Below are 16,058 nucleotides of genomic sequence, written 5' to 3' on the forward strand. Positions count from 1 at the left end.
CCTGCCTCAGAAAGGAAGGCTTCGTCCGATAGTCCGCCCTCCATCAATCACGCCGCGCCGAGTGCGCAGTGATCGAGAAGCTCTGCGGCAGGGTGTGGGCGCTTGCGTGGCTTGGAGCGACCGATGGCTGGGCAAGTGCTGTCTGTGGGGCGTCGCCGCGATTGATCTCGGTCAACGTTGGGAGGGTTCGCAACCTCGCAATCGACCCGGCAGGTGCCGCGAAGGTCTATGGTGGTGAGTGCTAAAGAGCATCTCAGCCGCTAGGAGTCCTTCATGTCCTCAACGTCTTCCGGCAATCCGCATACCGCCGATGAATGGGCGCATCAGGTCGATGCCGTCGATCTGGAGATCATCCAGCTCGCGCTGGTCTGCAAGGTGCGGCTCCTGGATCCCACCGTGCTGGGGCACATCCTCGACAACCACACCGAGCTGCTGGGTGTGGAGGAGACGCCCGCCTTCACCAAATTGCGTGGCCTGCTGTTCCTCCACTTTGCGATCGAGGAAAAGCTGGCCGGCAGCGCCTCGGAAGAGGCCGCCCGCGCCCTGGTGCATTCGGTGCAGGAGCGGCTGTCTCAGCGGCTCGGGCCGAAGCTGGATCAGCTGCGCTGATGCAGGCCCTCACGCTCCACGCTGACGCGAGTTCCCGCCTGACCGGCCATCATGGCCTCAATCTGCGCGAGTGATCCAATCAGCGCCGATCGCCCGGTCCCTCGCGCGAACTCGCAGGCGGCCTGCACCTTCGGTCCCATGGAGCCCGCTGCAAACGGCAGGCGTTCCAGCGCATCCGGATGGGCCTGCGCAAGGGCGCGCTGGTTCGGCGTGTCCCAGTCCGTGCAGACGGCTTCCACGTCGGTGGCAATGATGAGCAGATCGGCTTTCAGCTCACGCGCCAGCAAGGCCGCGCAGAGATCTTTGTCGATCACCGCCTCCACGCCGGTGAGCTGCCCGTCCCGGCACAGCGTCGGAATGCCACCCCCGCCGGCGCAGATCACCACCGTGCCCTGCGCCAGCAAGCCCAGCAGCGGCCGCATCTCGACAATGCGCTTCGGTCGCGGACTCGCCACCACCCGCCGGAAACCGTCGCCATCGGGGGCGATCGTCCAGCCATTCACCTTGGCGAGTGGCTCCGCCTGTTCCCGGCGGTAGACCGGGCCGATCGGTTTGGTCGGATGCGCAAAGGCCGGATCGGCGGCATCCACTTCCACCTGGGTGAGCAAGGTGGCCAAGGCGACATCAGGCGAGAGCAGGTTGCCCAGCTCCTGCTCGATCAGATAGCCAATCATGCCTTCGGTCTGTGCGCCCAGCACGTCCAGGGGGAACGGATGGGCGGGGTCGTAGGCACTGCCCTGCAGGGACAGCAGCCCCACTTGCGGCCCGTTGCCATGCGCAATCACCAGTTCATGACCCGGTGCAATGCGGGCGATCTGCTGGCAGGCGATCCGCACGTTCTCGCGCTGGTTCTCGGCCGTCATGGGCTGCCCACGCCGGAGCAGGGCGTTGCCGCCCAGGGCGATGACGATCCTCATGATGCGGCCCTCACAGATCGGCCAGGGTGGCCACCAGCACGGCCTTGATGGTGTGCATGCGGTTTTCGGCCTGCTCGAAGGCGATGTTGAAGTCCGATTCGAAGACGTCCTCGGTCACCTCGACGCCGCCAGCCAGGTTCGGATACTGCGCCGCGATCTGCTGGCAGAGGTGGGTCTCGTCGTTGTGCAGAGCGGGCAGGCAATGCATGAACTTGACCCGCGGGTTGCCCGAGGCCAGCATGATCTTCCGGTTGACCTGATAGGGCAGCAGCTGCTCGATCCGTTCGGCCCACTTCTCCACCGGCTCGCCCATCGACACCCAGATGTCGGTGTGGATGAAGTCGACGCCGCGCACCGCTTCGAGCGGATCTTCCGTCAGGGTCAGACGTGCGCCAGTCTCCCTGGCGATGGCCTCGCAGGCTTCGCGATGGGCGTCGTGCGGCCACAGGGCCTTGGGCGCGGCGATGCGAACGTCCATGCCCAGCTTGGCACCCACCAGCAGCAGCGAGTTGCCCATGTTGTTGCGGGCGTCCCCGAGGTAGGCGTAGCTGATCTGATGCAGCGGCTTCTCGCTGTGCTCGCGCATCGTCATCACATCGGCCAGCATCTGGGTGGGGTGGTATTCGTCGGTCAGGCCGTTGAACACTGGCACGCCGGCGTAGCGGGCCAGTTCCTCGACCACCTCCTGCTTGAAGCCCCGGTATTCGATGGCGTCATACAGCCGCCCCAGCACACGGGCGGTGTCCTTCATGCTTTCCTTGTGGCCAATCTGTGAGGACGACGGATCGATGTAGGTGACGCTCGCGCCCTGGTCATGGGCCGCCACTTCAAAAGCGCAGCGGGTGCGGGTGGAGGTCTTTTCGAAGATCAGGGCGATGTTGTTGCGGCGCAGCAGCGGCTGTTCCGTGCCGCTGTACTTGGCGCGCTTGAGGTCGCGGGCCAGGTCCAGCAGATAACGCAGCTCACGCGGGGTGTGATGCATCAGACTGAGCAGGCTGCGATGGGTGAGGTTGAAGGCCATGGAAGGCTCCTGTGCGGGAATGGGTTGACGGGGCGGCGCGATCAGTACGACACCGGATCGCGCACCAGCGGGCATGTCATGCAATGCCCGCCGCCGCGGCCGCGTCCGAGTTCACTGGCGCTGATGGTGATGACTTCGACGCCGGCCTTGCGCAGCAGCGTGTTGGTGTGCACGTTGCGGTCGTAGCCGACCACCACACCGGGTTCCAGGCAGACGACGTTGTTGCCGTCGTCCCATTGCTCCCGTTCGGCGGCATAGCTGTTGCCTCCGGTCTGCACCACACGCAGTTGCTTCAGCCCCAGCGACTCGGCTACGACGTCGATGAAAGGCTGCGTCTCGCGGCGGATGTCCAGACCCATCGGCTGGGACGGATCGGGCCGCAGGCTGAAGGGGACGATCTGGGAAACGACGTCCGGAAACACCGTCACCAGGTCGCGGTCGCAGAAGCTGAAGACAGTGTCCAGATGCATGGCCGCCCGGGAGCGCGGCAGGCCGGCCACGATGATCCGTTCCACGGCACCTTCCTTGAACAGCTGCAGCGCCAGCTGGCCGACCGCCTGACGGGAGGTCCGCTCCCCCATGCCGATCAGCAGGACGCGATTGCCGATCGGCATGACGTCGCCGCCTTCCAGGGTCGCCAGACCGTGGTCCCGGTCAACATCGCCCCACCAGACCTTGACGCCGGTCTCGGTGAAGGTGGGGTGGAAGCGATAGACGGCGGCGGCCAGCAGGGTCTCCTGACGACGCGCGGGCCAGTACATCGGATTGAGCGTCACGCCTTCATAGATCCAGCAACTGGTGTCGCGGGTGAACTGCGCATTGGGCAGCGGCGGCAGCACAAAGCTGTCTGGTCCCATGAAATCCGCCAGCATCTGCAGCGAAGCCGAGCCACCAAGACCCTGGAGCAGATCGCGCACCGAAACGCCGCCCATCAGGTATTGCGCCATGTCCGCGGGCGGCAGGCCGCGCAGCCAGTGGCCGACGTCATCGGCCAGGCCCGGGCCGACCAGATCGGCTGTGAGCTTGCGCGACAGGATCCATTCACGCGCTTCCGGATTGGCCAGTACGTCATTCAGCAGGTCCAGCATGTCCAGCACCTCGACACCCCGTTCACGCATCTTGGTGACGAAGTCGAAGTGGTCGCGTTTGGCCTGGCTGACCCAGATCACATCGTCGAACAGCAGTTCGTCGCAATTGCTGGGCGTCAGGCGGGTATGGGCGAGGCCCGGGGCGCTGACCAGCACCTTGCGCAGTGGGCCCACTTCGGAGTGGACGCCGGGAAGCAATGTGGACATGAAAGAGTCCTCCTTGAGCGGTTGAATCAGAGGTGACCTGGAGCGGTCACGGTCAGAGGTGGAGCTGGCCGGTGGCCAGTCCGTAGGCGGCGGCAATGGCGCCGACGAGCACCACCGCAAACACGGCGGCTTCCAGCCGGGTGAACACCTGCGCGCCGCGCTCCCGGCGGGCCTTGGCGTAGAACACGGCGCCCGGCGCATACAGCAGGCTGGACAGCAGGACGTACTGCAGCCCCCCTGCATAGATCAGCCAGCAGGCGTAGAGGACGGCCACCGCCGAGCTGATGAGGTCCTGGCGCCGCTGCGGGCGTTGACCTTCATAGGTGTCACCGCTCCAGGCCAGCTGAAGCCCATAGGCGGCCGACCAGAAGTAGGGAATCAGGATCATCGAAGTGGCCAGCAGCAACAGGCTCAGATAGGTGGAGTTGCTGATGAGGGTCACACCAAGAAAGAGCTGGACGAGGCCGTTGGTCAGCCACAGCGCCGAGGACGGTACCTGGCGGGCGTTTTCCTTGCCAAGGAAGGTCGGCATGGTGTGGTCCTTGGCGGCCACATGCAGGATCTCGGCGCAGAGCAGGGTCCACGACAGCAGCGCGCCTGCCAGCGACACCACCAGACCGACGCTGATCAACACGGCGCCCCAATGGCCGACCACCTGTTCCAGCACCGGTGCCATTGAAGGGTTGCGCAGTTGACCGAGGGTCTCCCGCGGCAGGATGCCCAGCGACAGCACGTTGACCAGCACCAGCAGCGCCAGCACGCCGACGAAGCCGATGACCGTGGCGCGGCCGACATCGCTGCGTCGCTCCGCCCGGGCCGAGCAGACGCTGGCGCCTTCGATGCCGATGAACACCCACACGGTGACCAGCATCATGTTGCGGACCTGGTCCATGACGCTGCCGAGCTTGCCGCCGGCGCGTCCCCAGAAGTCGGCGGTGAAGACATCCATCCGGAAGGCCGCGGCGGTGATCACGATGAACAGGATCAGCGGCAGCACCTTGGCGACCGTGGTGACCTGATTGATGAAGGCGGCTTCCTTGATGCCGCGCAGCACCAAGAAGTGAACGCCCCACAGCAGCAGCGAGGCGCAGCCGACCGCGAGGGGGGTGTTGCCTTCTCCGAAGCCGGGGAAGAAAAAGCCCAGGGTGCTGAAGAGCAGCACGAAGTAGCTGACGTTACCGAGCCAGGCGGAGATCCAGTAACCCCAGGCGGACGAAAAGCCCATGTAATTGCCGAAGCCGGCCTTGGCATAGGCATACACACCGGAGTCGAGCGCCGGCTTGCGCAGGGACAGGCTCTGGAAGACGCGGGCGAGCATCAGCATGCCCACCGCGGTAATGGCCCAGCCAACGAGAATGGCGCCGGGGGCTGCGCTGGCGGCCATGTTCTGGGGCAGGGAGAAGATCCCGCCGCCGATCATGGAACCGACCACCAGAGCGGTCAATGCGGGCAGCTTCAATCGCGCGCGTGAGTCCGACATGCTTTCCTCCAAGAAAGGTCAGCGGCGCGTCACTCCGTGCGGTGGGGCCGCCGTGGTCTTTGAGGGCAGTATGTCGATGCGGCGTGGGTGTGCCGAGAAGGACCGATCGGTTTTCTGATATTTGTCGGATCGGCAGCGTGCAATGGCGCTGGAGGGCACTACAGGGCCTGGGCGCGCGCGGTGCGCGAGGGTCAGTCGTCGGTGTCGCCGAAGATGCCCATGAAGGCTTCAGCAAACTCGGCGGAAGCGCTGAGCGTCAGGGTCACAGTGATCCAGCCGTCTGACTCTTTCTGGATCAGCAGTTCGTCGTCCCAGACGTGTCCCTCTTCCACCGGTCCTTGCTGGCCGGGGAACTCGCGCCGCGCCCAGGCCAGCAGGTGATCGACCTCGGCCATCACCGCAGCATGCTGGGCCTCTCGGGTCGAGGCCATGGCTTCGATGGTCTGGACGTCGTCGGAGCCGTCGGACAGATCGATGGTGAGGAGGCGGATGGGGGAGGTCATGGACGAAATTTTCGCCTGTGCGCCAATGGCCGGATGTTGCAGGTCATTCCGGATATTGCCGGTCCCCTGCCGGCCAGTGGCTCATTTGTTGAAGCAGCTCCCGGCCAGCGATGGCGCCCCCTTGAGTCGATCCTCCATGGGGTTGAGGGCGGCGACACGGTTCTCGGTGACCCGGATGCATTTGCTGCCTTGCCGGATGAGGGTGGTGCCGGAGCCGCTCGTCCCTGATTGAATGACGACCGGCAGGCTGTCAGTGGCGTCTTGCACCGCCCATTCCACGCCGCGTCGTTCGCGATTGGCTCGCGGGTCTCGGGTGGCCTGCTCGGCCACGGATTCGACCGGGCTGGAAGCGGCACGTGGCGGGAGCGCGAGATTGAGGCGGGTGCGGGGTTCGGCGCTGTTGGCCGGCGTGTTCACGCTGGGCGAGTTGGCCGGTGAAGGCGTCGCCGGGCTGAGGGCCGAATCCGCAAAGTCCTCGATCGGCAGCACCGGCGCTTGAGGGCGCGGGGACAACCGCGGCATCGGGGGAGCGATCCGGGCCGCGGGTGGTGGGGTCGGCTGCACGGTGGGATCCGGGAGCAACCGCACACGGACCCCCGCGCGCGGCCCGGCGGCTGGCGCGCCGCGTTCCAGGCGCAGCATGCCGAGCCAAACGCCTTGCACCAGCAATGCCAGTGCGGCACCAATGAGGAGGCGGGTGCGGGGAGGGCGGTGCAGAACGGCGTCGGTCATGGGCGGTCAGGCGGGATCCTGTCGGCCTGGGTTATAGCGCATGTATGAGCGTCATCCCCCAAGGGAGGGGCGTGATTTACCAAGCCATGGGCTTGGGACGGGTGGTGTGGAGAACACGTCCGACATTCGCGGGGTGCTCGATGTGTCGGATCTGCGCAAGTTTGTAGAGTCTCGGCTGGATGTCTCGGTGGAGGAATGGGAGCGCACGGTTGAACATTTGCGTGCGAGGTGACGGTGATGAACTTCCTCCGTGGGCGGCCCACATGAACGCCTAGCCCAACAAGCCTATCGCGGATCAGACTTTGTGCGGGCAAAGATCAGCAATTCCCGGATGTTCACCGCACGCGCGTCCACCCACAGTCCTCCAGGCGAAGCTTGAGGATGCAGGCCACCAGCGGCCCAAAGGAGAGAGACGCCATGGTTCATGCAATGGGCATCACGGCTGATCGGGCCAAGGGCAGCGCCACCGCAGATCCAGCAGCCGTGTCGCCTCGCCAAACGGGCTCGGCCATCGACAACAGTCCCCGGATGCTGGCACAGCGCCAGCTGATGTCGCGGCTATTGGGCACTGGGCAGAGTCAGGTGCCGTCACGTCCGGTGGTTCAAGGCTACTTCCGCGTGGACCATGCGAACCAGGCGGCCGCCAACATCGCCATCAACTCGACGCTTCCGGCCATGGCGCATCATCTGGGCAGCACATCGCACCGCAATGCAGCGGGTGCCCTGAACGTGGTGGACGACAATCCGCCGCTGGGCGCGGGCCCGACCGCCACTCTGCGCATCGCCGACGATGGCAGGCTGGCCATCGAGGACGTGGACCTGACGGGGCGCCAACCCAGGGTGTTTTTTGCGGAGCCCAATCTGGTCATCACCGCGAATGAACAGCTGAGAGCGCGGACCGGCGCGAACATGCTGGCGACGAATGCGGGAAATACCGTGCAGGTGCCCGAAGCCGGCAACCTGGGTGCGCTGCATGTACTGGTCGAGGTCACGCCGGCGGCCGCGTTCTCGACCTCGATGAATTGCGATGCGGTGGCGTCGCGCCTGACGGGCGCCAATGACTCCACCACGCCTGTCAAGCTCAATCCGGGCGCACCGGATACGGTCCAGGGCGCCCGCACGGACGATGTCTACGAGCGTCTGGCCCATCAGGTGGCACGCGGAGATACCCCGGCACCGGGCGTGCTGGGCGGCCAGTTGATGGACACCGCCAATCATATGGGGCCGCCGCCGGGCGGCCCCATGGGCGCGCCCCACGTACCCTTGCCGGACCCGGCCAATGTCAACAATCAGGTGGCGCACGAGCGGGCGCACGCCGGACCGGTGGCGGCAGCGGCCATGGAAGCACAGGAGCTGGCACTCGGCATCAATGCGTTTGCCGACCCTGACATCGGCGACATGTACGGCAGCATGTCACTGGGGGCATTTCGCGACCTTGGGGGCGGCGACATTCGGCAGTTCAATGAGCAGAACAATCAATACATGAATCCGGGGCAGCAGAGTTGGGGGACCCATTTCGGCGGCGTCGTCATGAAGAGTGGCGGGGACCACGTCACCCTGGAGAACTACAACCGGAACGTGGAGGATGTCGGCGTGGGCGGCGCAGCCGACGTCCATAACCGCTGGTACTTCCAGATGTACGGCACCAAGCGACTGGCTGCCCTCCCGGTCGATCCCGCGCTGGCCGGTCACATCCAGGCCGGGGACGACGTCGTTGGGGCCGACCAGTCCTGGCACCATGCGTGGAGTACGGCGGGGCGTCCGATCATCAATGGCGTGACCGCGGTCATCGGAAAACGTGAGCAACCGCAGAGCGCTGATGTACTGGCGGCATTGGCTCACGCAGGAACAGCGGGATCAGGAGAAATCACGCGGGCGCATGAAGTAGACCTTCGGATCAACTGCACGCCGACCATGCAGCAGCAGCTCATGGCGCCCTTCAGCGTATCACTGAGCGACAAGTTCAATGCCATGCTTGGAAGGTTTGGCGGGAACGTTCCGGCTGCGGCTACCGCACGTGGCTTGGCCGCGCGCGCAGCCATCCTGCGGGTCTTCGCAACGACCAATGGCGATGGCGGGGCGAAGTTGGCAGCAGCGCTGGTGGCTCGCAACCAACTCGATACAGGCGGCGCGGGCTCTGCAAGCCCGAATACGCCGCCCCTTCTGGTGGGACGCTTGGCGGGATATGGCATCACCGTGCTGCCGCCAGGGGTGTGATTGGCGCCGCCTTGGTAACGAAGATGGCGCAGGTTGTCGTTGCATGCGCGTACCGCCTGCCGCCGCCATCATGATGACTCGCACGTTTGCAGATGCACGCCGGGCTGCATTGATTGCCCCAGTCTGACCTGCGGCGTCAGCTCATCGGCCAAGACCTCGCCGGCGCCGAGCCGGGCGTCAGACAAATTCGACGTGCTTGCGCAGCGGCAGTTCCCGGATGCGCTGTCCGGTGGCGGCGAAGATGGCATTGGCCAGCGCAGGCGCGGCGGGCGGTACCCCGGGTTCACCGATTCCCTTGATGCGACCGGTTGTCTGCAGGGCGCGTGTCACCACCTGGGGCGTCTGGTAGAGACGCAGACTCTGGTAGGTGTGGAAGTTGGTCTGCTGCGGCATGCCGTCCTCATAGGTTAGCTCGCCGAACATGGCATGGCTGAGGCCCCACAGGACGCCACCGCTCATCTGCGCCTCCAGGTTCACCGGGTCCAGCACCTGCCCCACCTCCGCGGCGATGAAGGCTTTGTCAATGCGGATGCCTGAGGGCGTCGCGGTCACCTCCACCACCTCGGCCACAGGTACTCCGAACGACAGGGTGAATGCCAGCCCGCGGCCACTGCCCTTGGGCAGCGGTCGCCCCCAGTCCGACAACTCGCCCACGGCCTTCAGCACACGCCTGGAGGGCTCGTGTGAACACAGTCGCAGCCGTTCGGCCAACGGGTCGGCGCCAGCGGAATGGATGAGTTCGTCGAGGAAGCATTCATGCAGGAAACCATTGCCCGAGGCACCTACAGAACGCCAGGAACTCACCGGTACCATCTCGGGAACGCGGTAGCCGGTGACACGATAGTGGGGAATGCTGAACGGCTGGTCCCAGGCGCCGGCGACGATGGCCATGTCGGGGCCCATGGCCGGCTGGCCCTGACGCCCCAGCTGTGAGGCATTGACGGATGGCGCCGCAATGCCGAGGTCAAACGCGTGCACCTGTCCTTGGTTCACTGCGCCCCGGGCGCGGGCGACAGCCAGCGGTCGGGGGAAGTCATGGGTCATGTCTTCCTCGCGGGTCCAGGTCATCTTGATGGGCACCCCCGGATAGGCCTTGGCCAGCTCCACGGCCTGGCGAACGTAGTCGTCTTCCAGGCGACGGCCGAAGCTGCCCCCCATGATCTGCACATGCACGTGGATGTTGTCTTCGGCAATGCCGCTGACGGCAGCCGCGCCGGCCACGACGAAGCGTGGAATCTGGGTGCCCGTCCAGATGTCGAGTCGGCCGTCCTTGAGCTGCACCACCGCGTTCATCGGCTCCAGCGGTGCATGGGCCAGGTAGGGGACCCGGTATTCGGCCTGCAGCAGCCTGGCCGGATCCACCGCCTTGAGCGTGCCCTCGACGTCACCCTCATCCTTGGCCCGGCTGTTGCGTCGCTCTTCAGTGAACGATGCACTGGCCTGTTCGAACATGGCTGCGGAGGTCAGGGGGTAGGGGGCTGGGCCCCAGTCGATCTCCAGCAGCTTGGCTGCCTGGAAGGCACGCCAGGTGTTGTTGGCGATCACGCCAACGCCGCCGCTGATCGGCACCACCTTCACCACGCCCTTGGCCGCCGAGGCCTTAGTGCCATTGATCCGTAGCACGCCGCCACCGAGCCGCGGGTTGGTGCACACGGTGGCGTGGACCATGCCCGGCATGCGCAGGTCGATACCGTAGGTGGCCGTGCCTGTCGACTTCGCGACGATATCCAGCCGCTTCATCGGTTTGCCGAGCAGCTTCCATTCGCCGGCCGGTTTGAGGGCCACGTCGGACGCGGGCTTGAGGCGACCTGCCGCTGCTGCCAGCGCCGTATAGGCCAGCCGCCGTCCATCGGGCAGAAGCACATGGCCTTCGGCCGTCTTGAGCTGCGACACCGGTATGCCGGTCTGCTCCGCGGCTGCTGCCAGCAGCATCTGACGTGCGACGGCGCCGGCCACGCGCAGTCGGTCGAAGGCGTCCGCCACGGTGGACGAGCCCCCGGTGATTTGCAGGCCGAGCATCTTGCCCATGACACCGGCCGCGTCACGCCCGGTTCGGGCCATGAAGGTGTCGGCCGTAGCGGCAATGGGGAACGCCTCGGCCATCACCGTGCCGTTGTAATAGGCCGCGCTCGGTGGGCCCGGCTCGACCTGGAACTGGCCCCAGGCCACATCGAGCTCTTCCGCGATCAGCGCGGCCTGCACCGAGTAGGCGCCTTGACCCAGGTCGGCGCGCGGCGTGATGAGCGTGATGCCGGCCGCGTCGATGCGGACATAGGGGTTCAATGTGTGCGCGCCCTCGGGCAGGTCCTTGAGCAAGGGATTGGCAGGATCGCGCTTGTAAACATAGGTGCCGACAGCAAGACCGGCGGCGAGGGCGCCGGCGCCGACCAGGAAGCTGCGGCGGGCAATGCGGGCGAGAGTGGCCATGGCGTCAGGCTCCCTTCAGTTGCGCGGCTGCGGACTTCACTGCTTGCCGGATGCGCGGATAGGTGGCGCATCGGCAGAGGTTGCCCGACATGGCCTGGTCGATCTGCTCGTCCGTTGGATTGGGTTGCGTCGCCAGAAAGGCGGCGGCAGCCATGATCTGCCCGGACTGGCAGTAGCCGCATTGGGCGACCTGATGCTCGATCCAGGCGCGTTGCACCGCATGTAGGGCCTCCGGGCTGCCGAGACCTTCGATGGTCGTCACAGCGCCCTGCACCGTGCCGACCGGCGTCACGCAGGAGCGCACCGCCGTGCCGTCCACATGCACGGTACAGGCGCCGCACTGGGCCATGCCGCATCCGTACTTGGGGCCGGTGATGCCGAGTTCGTCGCGCAGCACCCAGAGCAAAGGCATATCCGGTTCGACATCGACCACCTGGGTCTTGCCGTTGACGGTGAGTTTCATCTTGGAACTTTCGGTTGAAGGGCGCTCTCCGAGTCTAGACATGCCGGCTGCGCCGGGCATCAGCAAAACGCGCCAACCTTCACAAGCCGCAGGCGCGTTCGGCAGATGGATTGGCGTGCAGTGCGAGTGCGTCGCGGCAGGGGGTTGCCCAGGATCAGGCGTTTGGCAACGACCGTGCTGCGCTGCAGCGGTGGGATCGCTCCTGGCTCCCTCTGGCAAGCCTCACGATGGAGTCGTCAGCCCCTTCGAGGCCGAGTGGGCCTGGCGCACTGCGTGGGGCGTGCTTCCGGTCCATCCCTGGAAGGCACGGATGAACGAATTGGGGTCCTCGAACCCGAGTAGGAAAGCGATCTCGGCCCCCGACATCACCGAGTTCTGCAAGTAATGGTGGGCCAGCGCGTTGCGGAGCTGATCGAGGGTTTGCTGGAAGCTGGTCCCTTCCTCCTGAAGCCGGCGCTGCAAGGTCCGGCTGCTGACTCCCAGCTTCCGGCACACCGCCTGCATCGACAGCTCGCCAGCGGGCAGGGCTTCCAGCAGGGCACTCCGGACGCGGTCCGCCGTGGTCGCATGGCGGTGCAGGTCCTCCAGTCGCTGGCGCAAGGCGGGCTCGAAGAAAGACCACATGCCGTGGTTGGCGGTGAGGAAGGGTTGCTGGGCATCGGCAGCGGAGAACACCACCGTTGGCACCAGCGTCTTCTCCACCGAGACGCCGAAATAGTCGGCGTACGCGCGCGCATCGAGGGCTGACTGCGGAGGCTGCGGCCAGCCCACCCGCACCGGGTGCATCGTGCCGCGTGTGGCGAGGCGAGCCAACTGGACCAGGAACACCAGCTTGAAGGCCATCAGCACGGGCGGTGGCGGCGGGGCCCGGTCAAGGAACTCCAGAGTGGCGACGGTGTGCTGTTCGGTGCGATCGACGTGCAAGGCCATCGGTCCGGCCAGCCGCTTGTATTTGGCCAGGCGGGCGAGGGCGCCGTTCATGTCGTCGCTGCACAGGGCCACGAACAGCTCCGGCTCAAACCAGTCTGACGTCATGCGCTTAGCCAGGCGCAAGGGCATTGGTCCGCCTTCCGGCCCCGCGTCTTCCTCGATGGCCGCCCAGAGTTTGAAGTAAGTGACCGAGTCCAGGCGCATGCTGGTGCGGCTGAACAGGTCGCCGGGCAATTGCGCCCTGCGCAGCACGTTGGCGGCGTTGACGCCTGCGTCGTGCATCAGCAGCAGCCATCCGGGCCAGACTGCAAAAGTACCAGCGTGGCCGAGGCGGCCGTTCGTGCCTGGGGTGTCGTCTTCCATCCCGCCAGTCTATAAGTCCGCCCTCACCGCTGCATCAGCGGAACGCGCCAACTTCCACACGGAGCTTGGCGCGTTGCGCATGCGAATTGGCGCGCTCGGCGAGTGTGTGGGAAGCGCGGCGTCGGCACAGTAGACCCATCATCAACACAGCCACCCACTGCAGGCGCCCAGAAGGCGCCGCATCCTCGGAAAGCCTCCTTTATGAAGAAGACCATCCTGATCACCGGCGCTTCGTCCGGATTCGGCCTGATGCTGGCCACCCGGCTGCATGCGCAAGGCTTCCACGTCATCGGCACCAGCCGTGATCCTGAGAAGTATCCGAACCTTCCGTTCAAACTGATTCGTCTGGACCTGAATGATGACGCCTCCATTGGTGCTCTCCCCCAGGAACTGGCACGCCAAGCCAGCCGACTGGACGTGCTGGTCAACAACGCCGGTTACATGGTGACCGGGCTCGCCGAGGAAACGCCCCTGGAGCAAGCCCGTCAGCAATTCGAGACCAACTTCTGGGGTACGGTGAAAGTAACGAACGCTCTGCTGCCGACCTTCAGGGCCCAGAAGAGCGGTCAGATCATCACCGTCAGTTCCATCGTCGGCCTGATCGGTCCGCCCAACCTGTCCTTCTACACGGCCTCCAAGCATGCCGTGCAAGGCTTCTTCAAGTCGCTGCGGTTCGAACTGAATCCGTTCAACATCCAGGTCAGCATGGTCGAGCCCGTCTGGTTCAAGACCAACCTGGCCAACCATGCCGTCAAGGCCAGCGGCCGCATCTCCGACTACGACAGCTACCGGCGCAAAGCAAATGCCGCCACGCAAAAGGGCATCGATGAGGCCCAGGCGCCGGACGCCGTGGTGAACACCATCACCAAGCTGATCGGCACTCGCGAACCCCGGTTCAGCAACCCCGTCGGCAAGATGACCGGCATGTTCCTGTTCCTGCAGAGCTATGCACCCAGGATGTTTGAGGGCTCCATCCTCAAAAGTGTTGAAACCGCCTGATCGAGAGCCGTTACATGTCACAAGCATTCATCGATCAAGTCTGCCTGCAACCCGGACAGCCCCACGCCGCCGCGCAATCTGCTCTGCTGGAGTGGCACCGCATCGTGGCGAATCTGGATTGGGATCGCCTGCCGCTCCTGCTGACGGATGACGTCCGCTTCCGAAACCCGGCTGCGTTCGACGCCTTCCTCGGCAAGGGCCCGATGGTGGCCATCCTGCGTACGGTGTTCGACGTGATGGAAGACTTCAAATACGAGCGGCACTTCGGCCGGGCCAGTGGGTATGTCATGGAGTTCACCGCCCGTGTCGGCGCCGAGCCGCTTGTCGGTATGGATATGGTGGAATTCAACGCGGAGGGCCAGATCACCGACTTCATGGTCATGATCCGTCCCGCCAGTGCGCTGGCGGCGTTGGCCGCTGAGGCCAGTCGTCGTATGGCCACTGCCACGCCAACCGCCTCTGCCTGAAAGGACCTGCAATGAAGTACTTTCTCTGTAAATACCTGCCGCCACGGCCTGACTTCCTGGCAACGATGACGACCGAGGAGCGTGATTTGATGAAGCGCCACGGGGATTACATGAATGAGCTCCTGGCGCGGGGGGTCATCGTCGCGCATGGGCCGGTCATAGACCCTGCGGGCAGCTATGGCGTGTCGCTCTACCAGATCGCTGACGACCAGGACATCGCGGCTTTCACCTCGGAAGATCCGGTGGTGAAGCATGGCGTCGGGCATTACGAGCACTTCGACATGCTCACCCTGAAATCGCGGGGCTGACACGACATGCCGGACACCCCGATGCGCGACCTCATCGCCGACGGTAGGCTCAACCCGCGCCTGGGTTGGCACTGTGAGCCGCAACGCTGGAGCATCGAATCTGCACCGACGGCGCTGAGGATCTGTTCCGATCCTGGGACCGACTTTTGGCAGCGGACCCACTACGGATTCGAGGCGGACAACGGCCACTTTCTGTTCCTGGAGGCCGTTGGTGACTTCGTGCTGACGACGAAGGTGAGCTTCCGCCCCAAGCATCAATACGACCAGGCAGGCCTGATGGTGCGCTTGTCACCGTCATGCTGGCTGAAGACTTCAGTCGAGTTCGAACCCGACGGCGCCAATCGACTCGGCGTCGTGGTCACCAATGGGCAGTACTCGGACTGGTCCACGCAGCCCATCGGCAAGGAGATTCAAACTGTCTGGTTCCGCGTGCGTGGAGAGGCGAACGATTTCATCGCTGAGTCTTCCTTCGACGGCGAGCATTGGGAGCAGTTGCGCATGGCCCACCTGCATGACAGAGCATCCGTGGCGTCCGTCTCGTGTGGGCTGTACGCCTGCAGCCCCAAGGCCGCAGGGTATGAGGCGGAGTTTTCTTTCCTGCACTTCGAACCCGGGCGCCTGCTTTGATGTCGAAAACCACTCATGTCTGGACTGACCCTGTCGGCGGATCAAGGACCTATCGGAACCTTGCATTCTCAAGTCTGAATCGCATGCTCATTGATCTCTGAACTCTTACGGAAGCCGGCTGTGGTTACTCGCGCCGACGATGCTCAGTGGGACTGCAAATGCCCAACCATCCGTCATGAAGGGCGGCGTTGCGCGAATGCAGACACTCGAGCATCCAACCTGGAGTGTCCGCTGTCGGCCACAAGCGGCCGGTCACCGCAGGCGGCTTTCGGGCGGCTGAAACAGGACAGAATGACTCAATGAATTGCGGCCTCGAATTTCATGACTCCAGGGTCGCATCGGTCTACTCGTTGGGGGACGTGGTGACTATCAGCTTTAAGGCCGCCTACCTTCATCTCTCTGACGGCGTGCCCGGCAGCGACAGAGGAACCGGATGGACGCAAGCGGGCTCGCTCGAATTCGGCTCTGCGAGCTTGCCTGGCACGCCGGACATTGGAGATGGCTGGATCGTTGCCGGTGCGCTGAGAGTTGATGGGGGTGACGAGCTTCGCTTGGTACCCGTGCCGTTTAACATCGTCGGTAGCATCCAAGCGACCTGAATCAACCTGAATCAACCCGGGTTTTGAGGAGGCTCAACACTCTGAGAGGATTGAGCCATGAGCAAGTCGAACAAGTTCTCACCCGAGGTGCGTGAGCGTGC

General features: G+C 64.8%; 15 protein-coding genes. 6 read left to right on the forward strand and 9 right to left on the reverse strand.

Annotation, left to right across the window (positions count from 1 at the left end):
- Positions 1-273: 273 nt before the first annotated feature.
- The gene (locus tag FHS28_RS21825) at positions 274-609 is read left to right on the forward strand and encodes a hypothetical protein (RefSeq protein ID WP_088453781.1); all 336 of its coding nucleotides are present in this window, start codon (positions 274-276) and stop codon (positions 607-609) included.
- Here FHS28_RS21825 and arcC read toward each other — a convergent pair.
- From arcC to FHS28_RS21855, 6 genes are all read right to left on the reverse strand, one after another.
- Positions 597-1,526, reverse strand: a complete 930-nt coding sequence (arcC, locus tag FHS28_RS21830) for a carbamate kinase (RefSeq protein WP_088453780.1) — start codon at positions 1,524-1,526, stop codon at positions 597-599. The two genes, FHS28_RS21825 and arcC, sit on opposite strands and share 13 nt — an antisense overlap.
- A 10-nt stretch (positions 1,527-1,536) precedes the next feature.
- Positions 1,537-2,547, reverse strand: coding sequence for an ornithine carbamoyltransferase (locus tag FHS28_RS21835; RefSeq protein ID WP_088453779.1), 1,011 nt, complete (start codon positions 2,545-2,547; stop codon positions 1,537-1,539).
- 41 nt (positions 2,548-2,588) lie between these two features.
- The gene (gene arcA / locus FHS28_RS21840) at positions 2,589-3,842 is read right to left on the reverse strand and encodes an arginine deiminase (protein ID WP_088453778.1); all 1,254 of its coding nucleotides are present in this window, start codon (positions 3,840-3,842) and stop codon (positions 2,589-2,591) included.
- Between the two features lie 52 nt (positions 3,843-3,894).
- Positions 3,895-5,322, reverse strand: coding sequence for an arginine-ornithine antiporter (gene arcD / locus FHS28_RS21845; protein WP_088453777.1), 1,428 nt, complete (start codon positions 5,320-5,322; stop codon positions 3,895-3,897).
- 191 nt (positions 5,323-5,513) lie between these two features.
- Positions 5,514-5,825, reverse strand: coding sequence for a hypothetical protein (locus tag FHS28_RS21850; protein WP_246410434.1), 312 nt, complete (start codon positions 5,823-5,825; stop codon positions 5,514-5,516).
- An 81-nt stretch (positions 5,826-5,906) separates the two neighbouring features.
- Entirely contained in the window at positions 5,907-6,557 is a 651-nt protein-coding gene (locus tag FHS28_RS21855) for a hypothetical protein (RefSeq protein ID WP_088453776.1), read from the reverse strand.
- Positions 6,558-6,974: 417 nt separating this feature from the next.
- Between FHS28_RS21855 and FHS28_RS21860 the strand changes: the two genes are divergently transcribed.
- Positions 6,975-8,774 carry a hypothetical protein gene (locus FHS28_RS21860; RefSeq protein WP_184295398.1) on the forward strand — a complete coding sequence of 600 codons (1,800 nt, stop codon included), beginning with the start codon at positions 6,975-6,977 and terminating at the stop codon, positions 8,772-8,774.
- Between the two features lie 177 nt (positions 8,775-8,951).
- Here FHS28_RS21860 and FHS28_RS21865 read toward each other — a convergent pair whose 3' ends face one another.
- From FHS28_RS21865 to FHS28_RS21875, 3 genes are all read right to left on the reverse strand, one after another.
- A complete protein-coding gene (locus FHS28_RS21865) occupies positions 8,952-11,201 on the reverse strand; it encodes a xanthine dehydrogenase family protein molybdopterin-binding subunit (RefSeq protein ID WP_088453774.1) in 2,250 nt (749 codons plus the stop codon).
- Positions 11,202-11,205: 4 nt separating this feature from the next.
- Positions 11,206-11,664 (reverse strand): (2Fe-2S)-binding protein, encoded by a 459-nt coding sequence (locus FHS28_RS21870; protein ID WP_088453773.1) that lies wholly within the window; start codon positions 11,662-11,664, stop codon positions 11,206-11,208.
- Between the two features lie 222 nt (positions 11,665-11,886).
- Complete coding sequence (locus tag FHS28_RS21875; RefSeq protein WP_221194166.1) at positions 11,887-12,957, reverse strand: AraC family transcriptional regulator; 1,071 nt, start codon at positions 12,955-12,957, stop codon at positions 11,887-11,889.
- 201 nt (positions 12,958-13,158) lie between these two features.
- Between FHS28_RS21875 and FHS28_RS21880 the strand changes: the two genes are divergently transcribed.
- Genes FHS28_RS21880 through FHS28_RS21895 form a run of 4 tightly spaced genes read left to right on the forward strand, consistent with a single transcriptional unit; the run spans position 13,159 to position 15,358 of the window.
- The gene (locus FHS28_RS21880) at positions 13,159-13,956 is read left to right on the forward strand and encodes an SDR family oxidoreductase (RefSeq protein ID WP_088453772.1); all 798 of its coding nucleotides are present in this window, start codon (positions 13,159-13,161) and stop codon (positions 13,954-13,956) included.
- A 14-nt stretch (positions 13,957-13,970) separates the two neighbouring features.
- Entirely contained in the window at positions 13,971-14,423 is a 453-nt protein-coding gene (locus FHS28_RS21885; protein ID WP_088453771.1) for a nuclear transport factor 2 family protein, read from the forward strand.
- 11 nt (positions 14,424-14,434) lie between these two features.
- Positions 14,435-14,731, forward strand: a complete 297-nt coding sequence (locus FHS28_RS21890) for a YciI family protein (RefSeq protein ID WP_088453770.1) — start codon at positions 14,435-14,437, stop codon at positions 14,729-14,731.
- A gap of 21 nt (positions 14,732-14,752) precedes the next feature.
- Positions 14,753-15,358: a DUF1349 domain-containing protein gene (locus FHS28_RS21895; RefSeq protein WP_246410435.1), complete on the forward strand. Its 606-nt coding sequence runs from the start codon at positions 14,753-14,755 to the stop codon at positions 15,356-15,358.
- Positions 15,359-16,058 lie beyond the last annotated feature (700 nt).

Origin of the sequence: Roseateles terrae, assembly GCF_014192155.1 — a bacterium.
Lineage (GTDB): Bacteria > Pseudomonadota > Gammaproteobacteria > Burkholderiales > Burkholderiaceae_C > Roseateles > Roseateles terrae.

Bases quoted from the DNA above. Each gene is read 5' to 3' on its own strand.
- FHS28_RS21825 (WP_088453781.1), top strand. From the start codon at position 274: ATGTCCTCAACGTCTTCCGGCAATCCGCATACCGCCGATGAATGGGCG.
- arcC (WP_088453780.1), bottom strand. From the start codon at position 1,526: ATGAGGATCGTCATCGCCCTGGGCGGCAACGCCCTGCTCCGGCGTGGG.
- FHS28_RS21835 (WP_088453779.1), bottom strand. From the start codon at position 2,547: ATGGCCTTCAACCTCACCCATCGCAGCCTGCTCAGTCTGATGCATCAC.
- arcA (WP_088453778.1), bottom strand. From the start codon at position 3,842: ATGTCCACATTGCTTCCCGGCGTCCACTCCGAAGTGGGCCCACTGCGC.
- arcD (WP_088453777.1), bottom strand. From the start codon at position 5,322: ATGTCGGACTCACGCGCGCGATTGAAGCTGCCCGCATTGACCGCTCTG.
- FHS28_RS21850 (WP_246410434.1), bottom strand. From the start codon at position 5,825: ATGACCTCCCCCATCCGCCTCCTCACCATCGATCTGTCCGACGGCTCC.
- FHS28_RS21855 (WP_088453776.1), bottom strand. From the start codon at position 6,557: ATGACCGACGCCGTTCTGCACCGCCCTCCCCGCACCCGCCTCCTCATT.
- FHS28_RS21860 (WP_184295398.1), top strand. From the start codon at position 6,975: ATGGTTCATGCAATGGGCATCACGGCTGATCGGGCCAAGGGCAGCGCC.
- FHS28_RS21865 (WP_088453774.1), bottom strand. From the start codon at position 11,201: ATGGCCACTCTCGCCCGCATTGCCCGCCGCAGCTTCCTGGTCGGCGCC.
- FHS28_RS21870 (WP_088453773.1), bottom strand. From the start codon at position 11,664: ATGAAACTCACCGTCAACGGCAAGACCCAGGTGGTCGATGTCGAACCG.
- FHS28_RS21875 (WP_221194166.1), bottom strand. From the start codon at position 12,957: ATGGAAGACGACACCCCAGGCACGAACGGCCGCCTCGGCCACGCTGGT.
- FHS28_RS21880 (WP_088453772.1), top strand. From the start codon at position 13,159: ATGAAGAAGACCATCCTGATCACCGGCGCTTCGTCCGGATTCGGCCTG.
- FHS28_RS21885 (WP_088453771.1), top strand. From the start codon at position 13,971: ATGTCACAAGCATTCATCGATCAAGTCTGCCTGCAACCCGGACAGCCC.
- FHS28_RS21890 (WP_088453770.1), top strand. From the start codon at position 14,435: ATGAAGTACTTTCTCTGTAAATACCTGCCGCCACGGCCTGACTTCCTG.
- FHS28_RS21895 (WP_246410435.1), top strand. From the start codon at position 14,753: ATGCGCGACCTCATCGCCGACGGTAGGCTCAACCCGCGCCTGGGTTGG.